General features: G+C 55.4%; 16 protein-coding genes and 2 pseudogenes. 9 read left to right on the forward strand and 9 right to left on the reverse strand.

The genetic code is table 11. The features are described from left to right. Positions 1 to 101: 101 nt before the first annotated feature. From AC2FIS_RS00340 to AC2FIS_RS00380, 9 genes and pseudogenes are all read right to left on the reverse strand, one after another. Positions 102 to 1034: pseudogene (locus AC2FIS_RS00340) on the reverse strand (IS5 family transposase). A gap of 39 nt (positions 1035 to 1073) precedes the next feature. After that, entirely contained in the window at positions 1074 to 1331 is a 258-nt protein-coding gene (locus AC2FIS_RS00345) for a Gfo/Idh/MocA family oxidoreductase (protein ID WP_496771560.1), read from the reverse strand. Between the two features lie 12 nt (positions 1332 to 1343). Then, positions 1344 to 2351, reverse strand: coding sequence for an ABC transporter permease (locus tag AC2FIS_RS00350; protein WP_199528455.1), 1008 nt, complete (start codon positions 2349 to 2351; stop codon positions 1344 to 1346). Further along, positions 2348 to 3289, reverse strand: coding sequence for an ABC transporter permease (locus tag AC2FIS_RS00355; protein WP_496771561.1), 942 nt, complete (start codon positions 3287 to 3289; stop codon positions 2348 to 2350). The genes AC2FIS_RS00350 and AC2FIS_RS00355 overlap by 4 nt, the downstream gene beginning before the upstream one ends. Next, on the reverse strand, positions 3286 to 4770 hold the full coding sequence (locus AC2FIS_RS00360; protein WP_496771562.1) for a sugar ABC transporter ATP-binding protein: 1485 nt from the start codon (positions 4768 to 4770) through the stop codon (positions 3286 to 3288). Before AC2FIS_RS00360 ends, AC2FIS_RS00355 begins: the two co-directional genes overlap by 4 nt. Positions 4771 to 4843: 73 nt before the next feature. Further along, positions 4844 to 5881, reverse strand: a complete 1038-nt coding sequence (locus tag AC2FIS_RS00365; protein ID WP_496771563.1) for an ABC transporter substrate-binding protein — start codon at positions 5879 to 5881, stop codon at positions 4844 to 4846. A 45-nt stretch (positions 5882 to 5926) separates the two neighbouring features. Then, positions 5927 to 6841 (reverse strand): sugar phosphate isomerase/epimerase family protein, encoded by a 915-nt coding sequence (locus AC2FIS_RS00370; protein ID WP_496771564.1) that lies wholly within the window; start codon positions 6839 to 6841, stop codon positions 5927 to 5929. Between the two features lie 10 nt (positions 6842 to 6851). Next, positions 6852 to 8006, reverse strand: coding sequence for a Gfo/Idh/MocA family protein (locus AC2FIS_RS00375; protein ID WP_496771565.1), 1155 nt, complete (start codon positions 8004 to 8006; stop codon positions 6852 to 6854). Between the two features lie 12 nt (positions 8007 to 8018). Next, a complete protein-coding gene (locus tag AC2FIS_RS00380) occupies positions 8019 to 8747 on the reverse strand; it encodes an SDR family NAD(P)-dependent oxidoreductase (RefSeq protein WP_496771566.1) in 729 nt (242 codons plus the stop codon). Between the two features lie 177 nt (positions 8748 to 8924). On the opposite strand from AC2FIS_RS00380, the gene AC2FIS_RS00385 reads away from it, so the two are divergent. From AC2FIS_RS00385 to AC2FIS_RS00425, 9 genes and pseudogenes are all read left to right on the forward strand, one after another. Next, positions 8925 to 9953, forward strand: coding sequence for a LacI family DNA-binding transcriptional regulator (locus tag AC2FIS_RS00385; protein ID WP_496771567.1), 1029 nt, complete (start codon positions 8925 to 8927; stop codon positions 9951 to 9953). Between the two features lie 76 nt (positions 9954 to 10029). Continuing rightward, a complete protein-coding gene (locus AC2FIS_RS00390; RefSeq protein WP_496771568.1) occupies positions 10030 to 11190 on the forward strand; it encodes a fatty acid desaturase family protein in 1161 nt (386 codons plus the stop codon). Next, complete coding sequence (locus AC2FIS_RS00395) at positions 11190 to 11501, forward strand: MocE family 2Fe-2S type ferredoxin (protein WP_496771569.1); 312 nt, start codon at positions 11190 to 11192, stop codon at positions 11499 to 11501. Before AC2FIS_RS00390 ends, AC2FIS_RS00395 begins: the two co-directional genes overlap by 1 nt. A gap of 22 nt (positions 11502 to 11523) precedes the next feature. Continuing rightward, positions 11524 to 12573 (forward strand): hypothetical protein, encoded by a 1050-nt coding sequence (locus AC2FIS_RS00400; RefSeq protein ID WP_496771570.1) that lies wholly within the window; start codon positions 11524 to 11526, stop codon positions 12571 to 12573. A gap of 109 nt (positions 12574 to 12682) precedes the next feature. Further along, positions 12683 to 13224: pseudogene (locus AC2FIS_RS00405) on the forward strand (DDE-type integrase/transposase/recombinase). A gap of 616 nt (positions 13225 to 13840) precedes the next feature. Then, positions 13841 to 15187, forward strand: a complete 1347-nt coding sequence (locus AC2FIS_RS00410) for a substrate-binding protein (RefSeq protein WP_496771571.1) — start codon at positions 13841 to 13843, stop codon at positions 15185 to 15187. Positions 15188 to 15300: 113 nt separating this feature from the next. Beyond that, complete coding sequence (locus AC2FIS_RS00415; protein ID WP_496719741.1) at positions 15301 to 16332, forward strand: branched-chain amino acid ABC transporter permease; 1032 nt, start codon at positions 15301 to 15303, stop codon at positions 16330 to 16332. A 3-nt stretch (positions 16333 to 16335) separates the two neighbouring features. Next, complete coding sequence (locus tag AC2FIS_RS00420; protein ID WP_496771572.1) at positions 16336 to 17541, forward strand: branched-chain amino acid ABC transporter permease; 1206 nt, start codon at positions 16336 to 16338, stop codon at positions 17539 to 17541. A gap of 10 nt (positions 17542 to 17551) precedes the next feature. After that, complete coding sequence (locus AC2FIS_RS00425) at positions 17552 to 18307, forward strand: ABC transporter ATP-binding protein (RefSeq protein ID WP_058277369.1); 756 nt, start codon at positions 17552 to 17554, stop codon at positions 18305 to 18307. Positions 18308 to 18315 lie beyond the last annotated feature (8 nt).

Consider the following 18315-nt stretch of genomic DNA (forward strand, 5'->3'; position numbering starts at 1 on the left):
AAGATTTGCGGCCGTTCAGGCTCATGCTCAGAACGCGGCTCAGGACCGGCTTTGTTGCACAAATCGTGGTTTGAACGGATCTCCCCTTTCCCCGGACGGACTTACCCTATTGGCTCAGTGACGGGTATGCCAATAGCTGTGTAGCGGTTGAGCGCCGCGATCCGGACCTGCAGTTCAGCGACCTGCCGTTCGAAGTCCCGGGCTTTGAGGCCTTGGCCAAGCAGTTTTAGGCAGTGCATCTTTGTTTCTGCGCGGCTCCGTCGGTAATATCCGGTCAACTTTCTCCATAAGGCGCGACCAAGATATTTGCAGGCCCTAACGGCTTCATTCCGCGCGATAGCGCCTGCCATGGCTGGCTTCCAAAGTTGGGCATTTTTGCGCGGCGGGATGATGGCAGCGGCTCCCCGAGCGGCAATCACATTGTGGCATTTCCTCGTATCGTAAGCACCGTCAGCTGTGACGGTGGCGATCTCTTGATCTGGTGGGATTTGTTCCAGCAGGTCGGGGAGCATTGGAGCATCGCCCACGTTGCTTGTCGTGACGCCAACCGCGCGGATCTCCAATGTTTCCTCGTCCATTCCGAGGTGGAGCTTGCGCCAAAGGCGCTTCTTTGGCCCGCCATGCTTGCGAGCGTTCCACTCTCCCTCACCCTCGGCTTTGATCGTGGTTGCATCAATCAACAGATGCAACGGCCCAGTTCCACCACGGTATGGGATAGAGACATTCAACGTCCTTTGGCGACGACACAAGGTGCTGAAGTCCGGGATCTTCCAGTCGAGCCCTGCCAGCCGCAACAAGCTTTCGACGAAACCGGTCGTCTGACGAAGGGGCATGCCAAAAAGCACCTTCATCGACAGACAAACCTGGATCGCGGCGTCGCTGAATTCAGGTTGACCACCGCGCTTGCCTGTCGCTGGCGCATACCAGGTCATCTCGGGATCAAACCAGATCGATAGTGAACCGCGCTACTTCAGCGCCGAATAGTACGAAGGCCAGTTCCTGGTCTTGTACTTCGTAAGGGACCAACTGCTCATGCCCATCAGCTAGCACTCTGGATTCAAACAGTGAATTCCTCACCCCATTTGTGCAACAAAGCCAGGTGCCACGCAAAGAAGTGCCATGTCGTACGGCCCCGCAGCCATGCACGCGTCGAAATCGGTAAAGATCCGATCTTCGGGAATGCCGAATGCCGTTGCAGCTGCTTGCATCTTGTCCCGATCCGGATCGAATACCCCAGCGATTTCGGCTTCGGGATGATCGTGAACCATCCGAAGCAAATCACCCATATGCATGTGATCGAAACTGATGCCGACGATCCGGAATTTTGCCATTGGAAACCTCCCTTAGCGCGTGCCGGTAATCCTGACGTAGAGCGCGGTAACTGCGAGGATGATCAGCCCAAACAGGGCCGTACGTGCACCTTCCGGCATCTGCATCAAGGTTAGCATGGTATCCAGCACACGCAGAATAAGCGCGCCCACAATCGCACCTGCGAAACTGCCACGACCTCCGAAGATTGATGTGCCGCCAATCACCGCTGCGGCCACTGAGGGTAACAATAATGGGTTAGCAAGGCTCAGCGAGGTTTGGCGGATCATGCCGAGATAGAGCAAGCCGGCTAGCGCGGCGATCAAACTGGAAAGCACGTAGAGCCCCAGATAGACCTGCCAAGCTCGGACCCCGGACAGCTTAGCGGCCTGCTCATTGGAGCCCAGAGCGAACAGAAGCCGACCAAATCCTGTATAGCGCATGAGCCACAGGATAAAGAGCGCAAACGGGATGAATACAAAAAGGCCGTTCGGCATTCCTGCGGTGCGGCCGGTTCCGAGCCAGGCAAGGAAGGCGGGAATTTCGGTGCCAGCATTGATGACGAGGCGTTGATAGACCTGCAGGCATCCGGTGGCGATTAACCCTGTTCCTAGGGTCATGATCAATGGATGGACCCGGACCAATCCCACGCCGATGCCATTTACAACGCCCACAACTAGGCCAGCTGACAGCGCGATCAATACTGCAGGTGTCACGCCCCAAATCGCACTAAGTGTTGCGCAAACGAAGGCTGACACGGTGGCAACTACCCCGACCGAGAGATCTATTCCTGCGGTTAGCATTGTTAGAACCTGACAAGCCGCAAGCATCGCCAACGGAATTGCAAACTTGATCAGGTTGCCAACCCAGAAAGTAGAGATCAGTCCATCCCGACCCGCTCGGACCGGGGTTACGATACCTGGCCGCAATATTTCGAGCACAGCGATCATCAGGACAAGGAAGACCAATAGCGGGATGATCGGGTTGTCTCGCAGATAACGGCCAAAGCGGACCATCGGCAGATCTGTGGTGTCCATGCTCATCGGCGGGCTCCCTTCAATGAAGCCGCCGTGCCCAGCATAACGACGAAAACCATAATTGTGCCTTCGATAATCGTGGTCACGTTTGGATCGACGGCAAGCAATGTCAGGATCGTTCGAATGATCCGCAAAATGAACACCGCGATGATCGGCCCAAGCAGACCGCCTTTGCCACCGCCCAGCACGACACCGCCCAGAACCACGGCCGCGACCGAGGCCATAAGATATGGCCCCGGAACCGGCTCTCCAATCCCGGTTAGCGCAGCGAGGCTTAACCCGCCCATGGCACAAAACAGCCCGCATAGTGCATAGGCCGCTATCTTTGTTCTTCCCACTGAAACGCAAGAGCGGAAGGCGGCAAGCTCGTCTGATCCGGTGGCGTAAATCGAGAGCCCGAGTTTGGAGCGCCGGATTGGCAACCAGACAACAGCGATGCCAAAGGCAATAATGAGCAGTGCTTTGGGCAGTCCGTTGAACAGAAAGTGACCGCGTATTGCCTGTTCCAGCCAATCTGCAGTCGCGCCGCCCGGAGTCTCAAGGATCAACAGCGCGACGCCTTCCCAGACAAACAACATGGCGAGTGTCACAACGATGTCGGGCACGCGCGTTACAACGATCAAAAGACCATTGATCAACCCCATCAAAAACCCGACCCCCAACACGATAAACAAGGCCGGTACACCGGCCATGCGCTCCATCAGAACGGCTGCAGTCACAGCACAGACCGCCATCATAGACGCAACAGACAGGTCGATACCGCCGACGATTACGACGATGGCCATACCGGCGGTTGCGAAAGCAAAGGGCAGGGCGGCGCGGGCAATACTCTCCAGTCCTGACGCACCGAAAGTTGGCTGTATCAATTTTGTGATGGTCAAAAGGACCATGAGAAGAACCGCTAACCCCATGACCCATGCGTGTTTTCGGATGGCCACGCTCACGCCGCGCCCTCCGTCTCGGTCAGGCCATAGGCCGCACGCATCAGTGTTTGCTCATCAGCGTCAGCGGCATCAATTACGTCAACCACGCGACCGTTGAAGATGACGACCGCGCGGTCACAGGCAAGTGGGATTTCTTCCAACTCGGACGTGTAGAACAGAACCGCCGCTCCCTGATCTGCCAACTCACGGACAAGCGGGTAAATCTGGCGTTTTGTACGCACATCGATGCCACGGGTCGGGTCGAATAGAAGCAGGGTTTCGACACCTGCCGCGAGCCAGCGACCAATGGTGACTTTCTGTTGGTTGCCACCTGAAAGCCTTTGCACCTCGCCCTGCGCGCGTGTGTCGATCTGCAGCTTCTCGACCGCGTAAGCGACCCGATCGCGCTCATGCCGCAATTTTATTGGCCCCCAGTTCTTGAGCCGGGCTGAAAATGGCAAAGCGATGTTTTCTTTAACTGACCTTTGCGCCAGCAGAGCGTCTGAACGATCGCCCGGAACGAAGGTTATCCCGACTGCAATGGCGTCGGCGGGGTGGGCGAAGTTTACGGGCTTTCCATCAACTTCCATCGATCCTGAAGATGGGCGATCAAAGCCCGCCAGAACCTCAAACAGTTCATCTTGCCCCTGACCCTCAAGCGCGACCACGCCTAGGACCTCGCCGGGGAATAAGTCGAACGAAACATCCCAAAAACTGGGCTCAAAAGCCAGTGAATTAATGCTCAGGCGCGGTGTCTTAGCCCGTGGTTCATTTGCTTGAAGGAACTGACGTGTTCCAATGTCAATCTTCTGACCCAGCATCAATTCGACCACGCGTTCTTCTACGCCGGGTTCAATGTCGAGATCTCCGACAGACATGCCATCCCGCAACACAGTGGCCCGATCGCACAGTTCCGAAATCTCGGTGAAACGGTGAGAAACATAGATTACACCCATCCCGTCATTTGCTTTGCGCCTTACGGTCTTCAATACGCGTTCAACCAGATCCGTCGGCAGCGCTGCGGTCATTTCGTCCAGCAAGAGTACATCAGGTTCAACGGCCAAAGCGCGTGCCAGATCGAGGATGCGCAGCGTAGCAAGTGGCAGGTTGCCAATCATTGCCGATAGTTTCAGGCCTTCGATGCCAAGTTCTGTAACCCAGTTTTGAAACTGATCGACAGGTGTGTCTGTCAGCCGAAGATTGTCGGATACGTCGAGATCAGGAATGAGTGAGGGTTCTTGATAAACCGGCACCAAACCGGAACGGCGCGCCTCGGCGGGGCTTCCGACAAACGCTTGTTTGCCTCTGATCAATACCTGTCCAGCGTCGGGTTTAAGGGCACCGGTAATGATCTTGACGAAAGTGGACTTGCCAGCACCATTTGCGCCCATCAAGGCGACGATCTCGCCTTCGGCAACGGTGAGGTGCGCATTGGTCAACGCCCGTACGGCGCCAAAACTTTTGGCCACGTCAGACGCGTCGAGAAGTGGTATGCTGCTCATGGAAGTCCTTGAATGCCGAGTAGGTTGGATTTGCCTTCCGCCCAGCTAAAGGCGGAAGGCCAGTCAATTCGGATCAACCTTCGCCGGGTCCCTTACAGTCGATGATTTGTTCCATCGTGTAGTCGGTCCAGCCGGGAACGGTCACTGATACTGGCCACTCTGGGTCAAGGTTAGGATTCTGAGCCGCTGTGATCGTTTCACGGCCTGCGTCAGTTGCATTCTCCCAAAGCACAGGGTCGACAAGAACGGTTTTGTTCTCAGGTGCGTTGCCGTTCAGAATGTCAACAGCCAGAGCAATGCCTGCGCCGCCAACTGAGCCAGGATTTGTCACTGCCGCGCCGTTCAATCCCTCAACTTCGGTCAGATATTGAACAAATCCTGCGTTGTCTGCGCCGACGATCGGAACCAGGGGAGCGCCGGATTCAGTGAAAGCGTCGACGATTACATTGTCGATACCGCTGGTCCAGACACCGTCAAAGGGGATTCCGGTGGCCAGGTAATCGAAGATCTGTTGCTTACCCTGATCCTGTTGCCAGCCAGTGAAAACCTCGTGCACCACATTGATATCGGGGTGTTCTGCCAACGCGCGTTTAAAGCCGTTGTCGCGGTCAGTATCCGCCGAAACCCCAGCAATGCCTCGCATGTAGACAACGTCACCTTTGCCACCGAGCTGTTCAAATAACCATTTGGCACCGAGGTAGGCGTATTCTTCTTGATTGTTCGAAAGAATGTAGGCGCCTTCAGCCGAAACGCCGGCATCCACGGCAACAACGACGATATCTTGCGCCATTGCTTTTTCCAGTGCCGAATTCAAAGCATCCGGGTTGGAGGGGTTCAGGACAATTGCGTCAACGCCCGCTTCGATGAGGTTGTTGATGTCTTCCAGTTGCCCGGCTGAATCCGTATTACGGTGTGCAACGATCAGGTTTGTGACATCGCCTTCAACTAGGGCCTGCGCTCGCATGGCGCAGATCATCTGCTCGCGCCAGCCGTTACCTTGAACGGTATTGGACACTCCGATTGTGTATTGCTTGTGCCCGTCAGCCATCGCCACAGTTGAAAGAGACGCTGAAACTGCAAGAGCAGCAACACCATAAAGTAGGTTCTTCATTTTATTTTCCTCCCAGATTTAGTCATTTCAAATTTGATAATTTCTTCACTTGATGAATGGTGACAGGACATCCCGGGCCAGCAGAAAACCCCGCTTGACCTTTTCGTCAGTCCCTTCGAACAATCGGTCTTCATGTTCGATAATGATCGGACCGTCGTAACCGGCGCGGTACAGGCCGGAAAAGAAACCGGACCAATCCACATCGCCCAGCCCGCAAAGCCGTGGAATTTGCCATCCCATGCCGGTTGACATCACCCCGTTCTCATAAAGCCCGTCCTCATCAACCATCACGTCCTTGGCATGGACATGAGCCATGTATGGGCCAAATTCTTTGATGAACCGTTTTTGATCGATGAACTGCCAGATCAGATGTGAAGGATCGAAGTTCATGCCAACCGCATCGCCCCATTCCTCGAATATCCGCCGCCAGATTCTTGGCGAGTAAGCAATGTTGTGACCCCCGGGCCATTCGTCATAGCTGAAGATCATCGGGCAGTTTTCAAAGCACAGACGCACACCAGAGTTTTGAGCGTGCTTCACGATCGGGTCGAAAATTTCGGTGGCACGCTCCCAGTTCGCGTCGAGATGCAGAGTGCGATCTCCGCCGACGAATGTGTTGACAACTTTGATGCCCATCACGCCAGCGGCTGTGATTACCTTGTTAAGATGCCCAATGACTTCAGCCCGGTGCTCTGTATCGGCGTGGAGCGGGTTGGGATAGTACCCCAGACCTGAAATCTCGATACCCTGATCGCCGAGCTGCCCAACAATTTCAGTGCCCTGATCCGCAGAAAGGCCGTCTACGTTGATGTGGCTGGTTCCCGCATAGCGCCGTTGTTCGCCACCTGACGATGGCCAGCAGGCGACCTCCATCGCCGAAAACCCATTGGAACCGGCCCAGGCCGCCACCTCAGTCAATTGAGAGTTTTCGAATGGTGCAGTCAGTAAGCCCAGTTTCATGTCATCGCCCTCAAATCTCGCTCAAATCGACCCAGCGGCTCTCACTCGCCGATTTCACGACGGCATCGCAGAACTGCATCTCGTAATGGCCGTCCTCAAATGTGGCCCATGTGCTGCCTTGTTGCCGCCCGCCCGCGATGACGTCGGCATAGACCGCCCGGAAAAAGTTGAAGAATGAATCTGCGAACCCTTCGACATGCCCGGGCGGCAATGTGGCGGCTGCGATTCCCGGACCGTTCATCAAGGTGAAGTCACGCATCAGGGTTTGGTTGGGCGCGTCACGATGCCCAATGAACAGATGATCAGGAGTTTCACTGTCCCAAGCCGCACTGGCATTTGTTCCGGCGATGTCCCATTGCAACGAGTTCTTTCGACCCATGTTCACCTGAGATGTACTCATCACGGCCCGCGCTCCGTTCTCATATCGGATAAGGATCATGGCAGCATCGTCGGTATCGATGCGCACAGTCTCGGTTTTGCCGGTTCCGCTGGTAAATGTCTCAACCGGGCCAAGAGGTTTCTGGCGTTCCGGAAGGAAGGTTGTCAGCTCTGCAAAGACGGAGGTCGCCTTCAACCCTGTGACGAAGCTGGTCAGGTCAACCCAGTGCGTTCCAATGTCGCCGACCGAACGCAGCACGCCCCCCATTTCGCTTTCCAGCCGCCAGTTCCAGTCTGTGGGTTTGGCCAGCCAGTCCTGGTGGTAGTGCCCGGTCACAAAACGGATATCACCCAGATCCCCGGCCATGACCATGCCATGGGCTTGTTGGTTCAGCGGATAAAAGCGAATGTTGTAACAAACCGCTGCAACCTTGCCAGAAGCCTTGGCAAGGTCGACCATTTCAGCGCTTTCAGCGGATGTCACGGCAAGGGGTTTCTCGCAGATGACGTGTTTGCCCGCAGCCAGGATTGATTTCACTTGCGGATAGTGTGCGTGGTTAGGGGTCGTTACGTGCACTACATCGATGATTTCATCCGCCAACAGGTCTTCCAGAGAGTCATAGGCTCGGGCCACGCTCATTGCCCGCGCCTGTTCCCTTCCGCGCTCTGGCGATGACCCAAGAACACCTCTTACGTCCACGCCCAGACGCCGAAGCGCCTGAACGTGCACTGTTCCTATGAAGCCGGTCCCGATCACTGCGGCGCGAATTTCCGCGATGTCACTCATTGTGTGCTCCTGTCAAACAACCGAATACCCTCCGTCCACGATCAGGCATGTGCCGGTCACAAAAGCCGCGGCATCGGATGCGAGAAACATGGCTGTTCCGGAGATATCTTCTGGGTGACCCCAGCGCGCCAAGGGTGTGCGTGCTTCAACAGCTGTTGTGAAGCTGGCGTCTTTTCGGGCTTTCGCGGATTGCTCGGTCACGATGAACCCTGGCGCGATCGCGTTCACCCGAATACCGTCTTTGGCCCACGCAATCGCCAGTGATTTTGTCAGTTGTTCTATGCCGGCTTTTGACGCGCCATAGGCTGGGTTGAGCGGTGAACCAAAGCGCGCATACATGGAGGCCACATTTATGACGCGCCCTTTCGCGACCGAAAGGGCAGGGTGCAGCGCTTCGGCGCAGCGAAAAGACCCGGTCAGATTTACGTCCAGCACGTGGGAAAAGAACTCAGGTGCCATTTCTTCACCGCGTCGAGTCACCGCCGCACAGTTTACCAAGACGTCAATATGGTCCCGTTCACCTGCAAATTTGTAGACTTCGTCGGTGTTGGTTACATCCAGTTGAATGTAGTCAAACCGGGCAGCGTCCTCTTCGGCGCATTGCGGTTCCACACCGGTAATCTCCACTGTGGCACCCGAGTCCTGGAATTCTCTTGCAATAGCGGCACCAATTCCGGCTCGGCTGGCGCCGATCACCAGGACCTTTGCCCCGGCAAAGTCGAATTTGACCTTCGATGTCATCAAAGAACCCGGCTTTTGGTGCGTTTGAATTCGGATGCCATCAGTTTCCCTCGTTTGGCGAAATCGTTACTGCAATCGATTACATTATAGGAAAAATCCACTTTTCAATTCGTGTAATCGATTACATGATCGGCATTGCAGTAGATTCGAGTCAAGCTGGAAATCGTATGACAGGCCATGAGTAAGAAGCCCAAACCCGCCACAATACAGGACGTCGCACGCGCCGCGCTGGTGTCGACAGCCACCGTCAGTCGTGTTTTGTCCAATCCTGATCTGGTGTCAAAATCCACACGGGTCGCTGTCTTGGAAGCCATTCGCGAAACGGGTTATCGCGTAAACCAGGCCGCCCGAAACCTGCGGATGCAGCGGGCAGGGGCGGTGCTGGTCCTTGTTCCCAATCTCGGCAAACCATTTTATTCGGGCATTCTCGCTGGTATCAGCGAGGGGTTCGCCGGGTCGGATTATGCAGTTCTGATCACCGACACCGAAAGCAATCCGCTGCAGGAAGAAACTCTTGCCGGGTACTTTCGAGATGGCCGGATAGATGGCGCAATCTCTTTGGATGGTGGCATTCCTTCGGCCGCGCTTCAGCAATGCGTCACATACGGCGCGGGCGACCGCATAGTATTTTTGTGTGAGTGGGTGGAAGGCGAGGCCTTTCCGGTGATTTCCAGCGACAACGCCGAAGGTGCGCGGTTGGCGATCAGGCACCTGCATGGTTTGGGCCACAAGAAAATCGCGCATGTTACCGGTCCTGACGGGAATGTTCTGACGACCGCTCGGCGTGAGGGTGTGGTCGAAGAACGGACACGCTTGGGGCTTCCAGCGCGGCCCGAGTGGATCATCAGGGGAGACTTCTCGCTGGAATCCGGACATGAGGCCGCCAGAAGAATACTTGCGATGGATGAGCGCCCAACGGCGGTGTTCTGCGCCGCAGATATGGTTGCCTTTGGGTTGATTTCTGGGCTGGTCGCGGGCGGGTTGAAGGTACCCGGTGACATTTCGGTTGTTGGTTTCGACGACATCGAAATGTCGGGGTCGTACGTTCCCGCGCTGACAACAATCCGACAGGACCGGCACCAACTGGGGCGCCGTGCGGCAGAGGTATTGCTGGGCCAGTTGGCGAACACTGGCAAATCGCTCCCAATGAAATCAGCGCTTCCCGTAGAGCTTGTAACACGGGCGAGCTCCGCGCCGCCCAATTAGCGCAGTCAAAATCTAGACGCCCTTGCTATAGTCCTGCTAGAAGCGGGACGCGCTGTGAGCGATGGAGAAAGGGGAAATGAGTAAGTCAACCACACCCATTGGCTCTGAACTCACTGTTCGAGATTATTCCCTGACCGGTGCGAATACGCGTCAAGCGATAGAAAACGGTCTGTCGGCCGCAGAGTGGTACCACAGCGATGTTCCTCGTAAGAAGCTGAAATCGCTTATGAAGCGCAGGGATGCGCCGGCCATTCGTGACACAGTAGTTTGGATCGCTCTGCACTTTGTTTTTGCGGCTGGTGGTCTGTACTTCTGGGGCAGCTGGCTTTGCGTGCCTTTCTGGTTTGCATACGGCGTCGTGTATGGTTCTGCCTGCGACAGCCGTTGGCACGAATGCGGACACGGAACGGCGTTTCGAACCCGCTGGATGAACGACGTCGTGTACCACATCGCGTCCTTCCAGATCATGCGAAACCCGGTCAACTGGCGCTGGAGCCACGCGCGGCATCATACCGATACGCTCATTGTTGGCCGCGATCCGGAAATAGCGTGGATGCACCCGATCAGCCTCGTACTGAAGGCGCTTGCGTTTGTGGGGATTGTTGAAACGTGGACTTCGCTCAAAGTTCTGACGCGAAATGCGATGGGAAACTTGTCGCAAGAAGAGCGGGATTACGTTCCGGAAAGCCAATGGCCCAAGGCGGTCTTTTGGGCGCGGGTTCACATTGCAATCTACGCCGCTGTTTTGGTGGTTTCACTTGTATTGCTTGTCTCCGGGGCCGGATGGAAATCTCTGATCCCAATACTCTTGATCGGAGGTCCTCGGGTCTATGGGTGCTGGCATTTTGTAATGACGGGGTTGCTTCAGCATGGAGGGCTTGCGGAGAACGTTCTTGATCACCGGTTGAATTCCCGCACACTTTACATGAACCCGATAAGCCGTTGGGTTTACTGGAACATGAACTACCATATTGAGCATCATATGTTCCCGATGGTTCCGTATTACTCTCTTCCAGCGCTTCATGATCTGATCAAGGATGATCTGCCGCCGCCGAACACTTCGATTTGGGATGGCTACAGGGAAATGATGGGCTCCGTCATGAAGCAGCGTGTTGACCCGAGTTACGCCATACGAAAGTCTCTCCCGCCGACGGCCCGCCCATATCGGGAACATTTTCACTTGGCAGTTCCGGAGAGAAATACGGGGTTAGAAAACGGTGATCAAGGAGGAACGTAATGCCTTGGGTTGACGCATGCGCCGTAGACGATGTTGAGGAAGAAGATCTCATTCGTTGGGACCACGACGGTAGAACCTACGTGATTGTTCGTAGTTTGGACAATGAGTTCTATTGCACCGATGGTCTCTGTACACACGAACAAGTGCACTTGTCGGACGGGCTGGTGATGGGCAGCGAGATAGAGTGCCCCAAGCATAATGGGCTATTCGACTATCGCACGGGCAAAGCTTTGAGGGCGCCCGTATGTGAAGATCTCCGCACTCACGAAACCAGAGTAGGGAATGGTCGCATCATGGTATTGGTAGGATGATTTATTGGGTTGGGAGTGGTTTGTGATCGAACTGTCCGCAACGGGCATCCGGCTTTCATTCGATTTGCAGTTTGGGTTGATTGAGAGTTTCAGTGTGTACGACGGTGACGCAGAGATTTCACCACTGCATCGCGCCCCTTGGGTCGGCACAGACGAAGTTATGCCCGAAGGTATAGCACCTCATTTGGAAAAACTCGGCGGTGATTTCTTCTGCGCCCCATTCGGGTCAACTGAGGGGACATCGCCGTTGCATGGGTGGCCAGCTAACTCTCGTTGGAGACTAGAAGAAAAGACCGACAGCTATTTGCGCGCTGAGCTCGACAGAACGGTCTATGGAGCTAGGCTGCAAAAAGAGATTACTCTGCATCCTGAGCATCCATTCGTCTACCAGCGTCACACTTTCATTGGTGGCGACGGCGTGGTGCCAGTTGCAAATCACGCAAATGTATCCTTGCCCAATGGCGGGATCATTCAAACCTCTCGAAAGCAGTGTTGGAGAACGCCTAAGGTCGCACAGGAAGTTGATCCGACATTAGGCAATTCAGCGCTTAGATATCCGGCTGAAAGCCAAACGTTGGCGTCTTTTCCCGGGAAAGACGGCGATGTGAATCTGTCAAACTACCCATGGTCTCCGCAGAGTGAAGACTTTGTTGTTGGATTGGATTCGCCTGAAGAGAAATTGGGTTGGACTGCGGTTTCTCGCCCCGTGGAGGGCGACATGTTCCTGTCGCTTAAATCGGCTCAGGCTTTGCCGATGACGATGTTGTGGCATTCGAACGGTGGTCGATTTTATGCTCCTTGGTCGAGCCGCCACTTCGCCTGCCTTGGGGTTGAGGAGGGGGCCGCGTCGCCCATCCTGGGAAATGTCGAAAACAGTTTCCCCAACGATCACGGCGTCATTCATTTAAACCCCAATCGCCAAGTTGAGGTTACACATGTTATCGGGGCGCTTCGTTGGCGTAGTGGAGCCAGCGTGATTGCAGTTGAGACTCTGGGAAACCAGCTCTTGATCCGAAGTACAGAAAATCAGGAGTTTCTTGTGCCATTCGATCCGCAAGCCCTGAACATTTGAACGGGTGGTGCCAGGGGAATTTGGCTTGAGACAGGCAGGGCAGTTTCGTAGCTTCGCTTAATGACAAAAACGCTCACTTTTTCGCTGCTTCAAAACCAACCCTGAGGTCATTCGTCCAGCAGTGATGGTGTAGTTTCAATTCTGGTTGAATAGGTTTGGCCCAATCTGTGCCGCAGAAATTAGCCGAAAGCACATAAATCGGATGCGATGTTCCGCGAACTGGTAGCGGCATCTAAATAAGGTTATTGTTGAAGATCAACGGCAAGCAATATTACCTGTGGCGGGCAGCCGACCATGAAGGCGAGGTGCTGGAAAGCTATGTCAAGAAGCGCCGGGATCGTGTTGCGGCCCTTATACACTCGAAGAAAGCGATGAAACGATACGGCCAGCCAGGTTTCGTCGTCATTGACAAATTGCACTCTTACGACGCGGCGATGAAAGTCATAGATAGTGCCTCAAGGCAAGAAACTGGCCGTTGGAAGAACAATCTTGCTGAGTATTCACATCTTCCGTCGGCGAAAAGAACGTGGGATGCTCTGCATCCGGCAAATGCGATGTTTGCAAAAGTTTGCCGCAGACGACACTTCCGTCCATAGTCACTTCTATCAGGAACGGCAGCTTTACTCACGCGACAAGTTCCAACTCAGTTGAACCGCCGCTCTTTCCGCGTGGAGCCAACTTAGTTCCGCCAAATTTCCGGTTTTCTGAGGTAGACTGAGACTGGTTCGAATTTGTCTGACAGCCCCGCCACCCATACCCGCCTCAATTCAAATGTGTTTTCTGCCGCAACGCCTTACCCAAATATCGGGGCGCTCGAACTGCCGCGTTTCGGGCGGCGGCAAAATCCGCTGCGGTCCGGTGCAATCCAGTCCAGCCCCGTTTGCCGTTGGGCCTGAGCGCCCGGTTTACATCAGGATCAATCGAAATAGATAGCGAGCCGCGTTGTATTGATGCAGTGCCGCAGGGTGGCCAATTCCAGGTCTCATGCCCAGGTTGCACCCAACTGCTCAAGCGCTCCGGCTACCATGCTGGACGCACAAGATAAGTCCCCCACTATGATTTGCGCGACAACGCCGGGACAGGGCTGGTTGTCACTTTCTTTACAAAAATTCCCAAAATTCGTGAACAAATTTACAAAATTTTGTTTCAATACTAGTAATTTATTGAGAAATTTTCAGTCCGATTTCCATTATTGGAATGCACAAAAGTGCGCTTTCGTCTGCTGGAAGAGGAGCCAAAGGACGAAAAATGGAAATGGGAGGAATACATGACTAAGAAAAATGTCACGCGCCGCGGCGTGCTAAAGTCTGGTGCGGTTGCAGGTACCGGTCTGGCCCTGCCTACGATCTTTACGGCTTCGTCGGCCGCTGCCTTCACCAATGAGCCGACAGGGTCGTCTGTCACTCTGGGCTTCAATGTCCCGCAAACCGGACCTTATGCCGACGAAGGCAATGACGAATTGCTGGCGCAACAGCTGGCAGTCGAACATCTGAACGGCGAAGGCGACGGTGGTTGTTTGAACACATTCTCATCGAAGGCGCTTCAGGGGAACGGTATCCTCGGCAAGAAGGTCGAGTTTGTTACCGGCGACACCCAGACCAAATCTGACGCAGCCCGCGCATCGGCCAAGTCGATGATCGAAAAAGACGGCGCAATCATGATCAACGGTGGTTCGTCCTCGGGCGTGGCTGTTGCGGTTCAGGGCCTGTGCCAAGAGGCGGGCGTCATCTTCATGGCTGGCCTGACCCACGCAAACGACACCACGGGCAAGGACAAGAAGGCCAACGGTTTCCGCCACTTCTTCAATGCCTACATGTCGGGTGCCGCTCTGGCGCCGGTGCTGGCGGCTGAGATGGGCAAAGAACGTCGCGCCTATCACCTGACGGCCGACTACAACTGGGGCTGGACCCAGGAAGAGTCGATCGTTGCCTCGACCGAAGCCCTGGGCTGGGAGACGGTCAACACAGTTAAGACGCCACTGGCGTCTACGGACTTCTCGTCCTACATCGCACCGGTTCTGAACTCTGGCGCGGACGTGCTGGTTCTGAACCACTATGGCGGCAACATGGTGAACTCGCTGACCAACGCGATCCAGTTCGGTCTGCTCGACAAGGTTGCAAACGGCAAGGACTTCAAGATCGTCGTGCCACTGTATTCCGAGCTGATGGCCGCTGGTGCGGGCGAGAACATCAAGGGCGTGCTCGGGTCGATGAACTGGAACTGGCAGCTGCAGGATGAGGGCACCAAGGCCTTCGTGAAGTCCTTTGGTGAGAAATACGGCAAGCCGCCGTCCAACTCTGCTCAGACCTGTTATGCGCAGGTGCTTCTCTATGCGGATGCGTGTGAGCGTGCGGGCACCTTCAACCCCTGTGGTGTTGCCGAAGCTCTGGAAGACTTTGAGTTCGACGGGCTTGGCAATGGTCCCACCTGGTATCGCGGTGCCGATCACCAGTGCTTCAAGGACGTATTGGTTGTGCGTGGCAACGAGAACCCGACCAACGCCTATGACACGCTTGAAATCGTCGAGATCACGCCGCGTTCGCAGGTCGAGTACGATCCCGAGCACCCGATGTTCGCCGGTGGCGAACTGGGCAAGTGCAATCCGGGCGCGTAAGCCTTTTGGCGAAAGTCTGACCGTCGTTCTCGGCGGTCAGACGTCTTACGGCCAGGCCTGTGGGCCTGGTCCCAACCACTCAATCCACACTGACCAACCCTGAGGTGGGCCCAATGGACGCCATCCTACTGCAAATACTCAACGGTCTGGACAAGGGCTCGGCTTATGCGCTGATCGCGCTGGGTCTGACTCTGATCTTCGGGACGCTCGGCGTCGTGAACTTTGCCCACGGGGCTTTGTTCATGATTGGCGCGTTCTGCGCCGTTACTTTGCAAAAGCTGCTGAACCTGAGTTTCGTGACCCTGGATGAAACCCAAAAAGACTTTCTGGGTAATCCGCTGAAGGTCGAAACCCCTTTTATCGAGGCCTGGTTCGGCCCCGAAGTCGGCGCAACGATTATCGACTGGTCCGTTCCGCTGTCCATCCTGTTTGCGATCCCGATCATGCTGCTGGTTGGCTATGTGATGGAACGCGGGCTGATCAAACATTTCTACAAGCGCCCGCATGCAGACCAGATCCTGGTGACCTTTGGCCTTGCGATCGTTCTGCAGGAAATCGTCAAGTATTTCTTCGGCGCCAACCCGATCCAGACCCCTCCGCCTGATGTGCTGAGCGGATCTGTCGATCTGGGCACCATGGTTGGTTTTGATCCCAATGCAATCATCTACCCGATCTGGCGATTGGTTTATTTTGGCTTTGCCGTAGGCATCATCGGGGCAGTGTTTTCGTTCCTGCAGTTCACCACCTTCGGGATGGTTGTCCGCGCCGGAATGGCTGATCGGGAAACGGTGGGCCTGCTGGGCATCAATATTGACCGCCGGTTTACCATTATGTTTGGCATTGCTGCCGGAGTCGCTGGACTGGCCGGTGTGATGTACGGGCCGATCAACCCGCCGAACTACCACATGGGAATGGACTTTCTGGTCCTTAGCTTCGTTGTGGTTGTTGTCGGCGGAATGGGGTCTTTGCCGGGGGCCGTTCTGGCAGGTTTTTTGCTGGGCATTCTGGAAAGCTTTGCCTCGACCACCTGGGCCACCACAACGATCCCGGGCATCAATCAGATCATCATCTACCTTGTCGCCATCATCGTGCTGCTGACGCGTCCGCGCGGGCTGATGGGGCGCAAGGGCGTGATGGAGGAATAATCAATGTTGGGACTGAATAAAAAAGACACCAGCCTGCTGATCGTCGTCGCACTCCTGACCTTGCTGGCGCCTTTCATCCTGAACCCGTTTCCAGAGGGCAGCGCCATGGCGCAGTTCAACGCGGGTTACCCGGATTTGATGCAGAGGTTCGTGATTTTCGGGATCTTCGCCATCGGGTTCAACATTCTGTTTGGCCTGACCGGGTACTTGTCCTTCGGTCACGCGGCCTTTCTGGGCGTGGGTTCATACTCGGCCGTTTGGATGTTCAAACTGCTCAGCTACAACGTCATTCCGGCCATCGCGCTGAGTGTCGTCATCGCGGGCCTGTTCTCACTACTTATCGGGTTCATCAGCCTACGGCGGTCGGGGATCTATTTCTCGATCCTGACGCTGGCCTTCGCACAAATGAGCTTTGCGCTGGCCTACTCGGTACTGTCAAACCCCAAGTTTAACCTGACGAACGGGGAAACCGGCCTGCAGGTTTATGCGGACGATCCGCAGATCCTGCAGGGTGCTAACGCGCCGGATTTACCGCATCTGTTTGGATTGCCAATGCGCGCGACGTACACGATGGATGTGGGCGCGTGGAGCTTTGACTTCAACGCGGGTTACTACTTGTGCGCAATCATAATGATGGTCGTGTTTTATCTGTCTATCCGTATCTTCCGGTCGCCCTTTGGCATGATGCTGCGGGCAGTAAAATCGAACCAGCAGCGGATGAACTATACGGGTTTGAACTCCAAACCATATACGCTCGCGGCCTTTGTGATCTCGGGCATGTATGCCGGTCTGGCCGGTGGTTTGATGGCCGCCATGGACCCGCTGGCCGGTGCCGAACGCATGCAGTGGACCGCCTCGGGCGAGGTGGTTCTGATGACGATCCTCGGTGGTACGGGCACGTTGATCGGCCCGGTTCTGGGCGCAGGCTTCATCAAGTATTTCGAGAACATCTTCTCGAAGATCAACGACAACGTCCTGCATAGTTGGTTCGCATTCCTGCCTGACGGGTTGGAGGACGCCGTGGTGTTCGTGATCCATCCGTTCATCGGCAAAGGCTGGCATCTGACGCTGGGCATCCTGTTCATGCTGGTTGTCATCTATCTGCCGGGTGGTCTTGTTGAAGGTGGGCAACGTTTGCTCAAGCGCTTCAAGCGCAAGAAAAAAGACACCGACGATGCGCCGTCGGGCAAAACAGAACCGGCGGAATAAGGGGCGAGAAATGGCAATTCTAAGAGTCAAAGACGTCAGCAAACGCTTCGGTGGCCTCAAGGCGCTGACAGATGTGAACCTCAATATCGAAGAGAACTCGGTTCACGCGATCATCGGCCCCAATGGCGCGGGCAAGTCGACGCTGCTGAACTGTCTGGTGGGCAAGCTGATGCCGGACACCGGATCGGTGTTGTTCAACAACAACTCGGTTCTGGGGCTGGAGCCGTTCCAGATTAACCAGATGGGCATCAGCCGCGTGTTCCAAACGCCTGAGATCTTTGGCGAGCTGACGGTGATGGAGAATATGCTGATCCCGATCTTCGCGATGCGGGATGGCGCGTTCCGGATGCATGCCTATGAGACCATCGCTCGCGAACGTGAGGTCGTCGAACAGGCCGAAGTCATGCTGGAAGAGATGAACATGGCCGACAAACGCGAAATGCACGCGGCGTCGCTGTCTCGGGGCGACAAGCGGCGACTTGAGATTGGCATGTGCCTCAGTCAAAATCCGCGGCTGTTGTTGCTGGACGAACCTACGGCAGGCATGGCGCGGGCGGACACCAACAACACCATCGATTTGCTAAAACAGATCAAGGATGAGCGCGACATAACCATCGCCATTATCGAGCATGACATGCATGTGGTCTTCAGCCTTGCGGAACGCATCACAGTTCTGGCGCAAGGGACGCCGCTGGTCGAAGATACTCCTGAAAAAATCCGTGGACATCCCAAGGTTCGTGAAGCCTATCTGGGCGAGGCGGCGTAAGGACAAGC

It is taken from the genome of Ruegeria sp. CDSB113 (assembly GCF_059611045.1).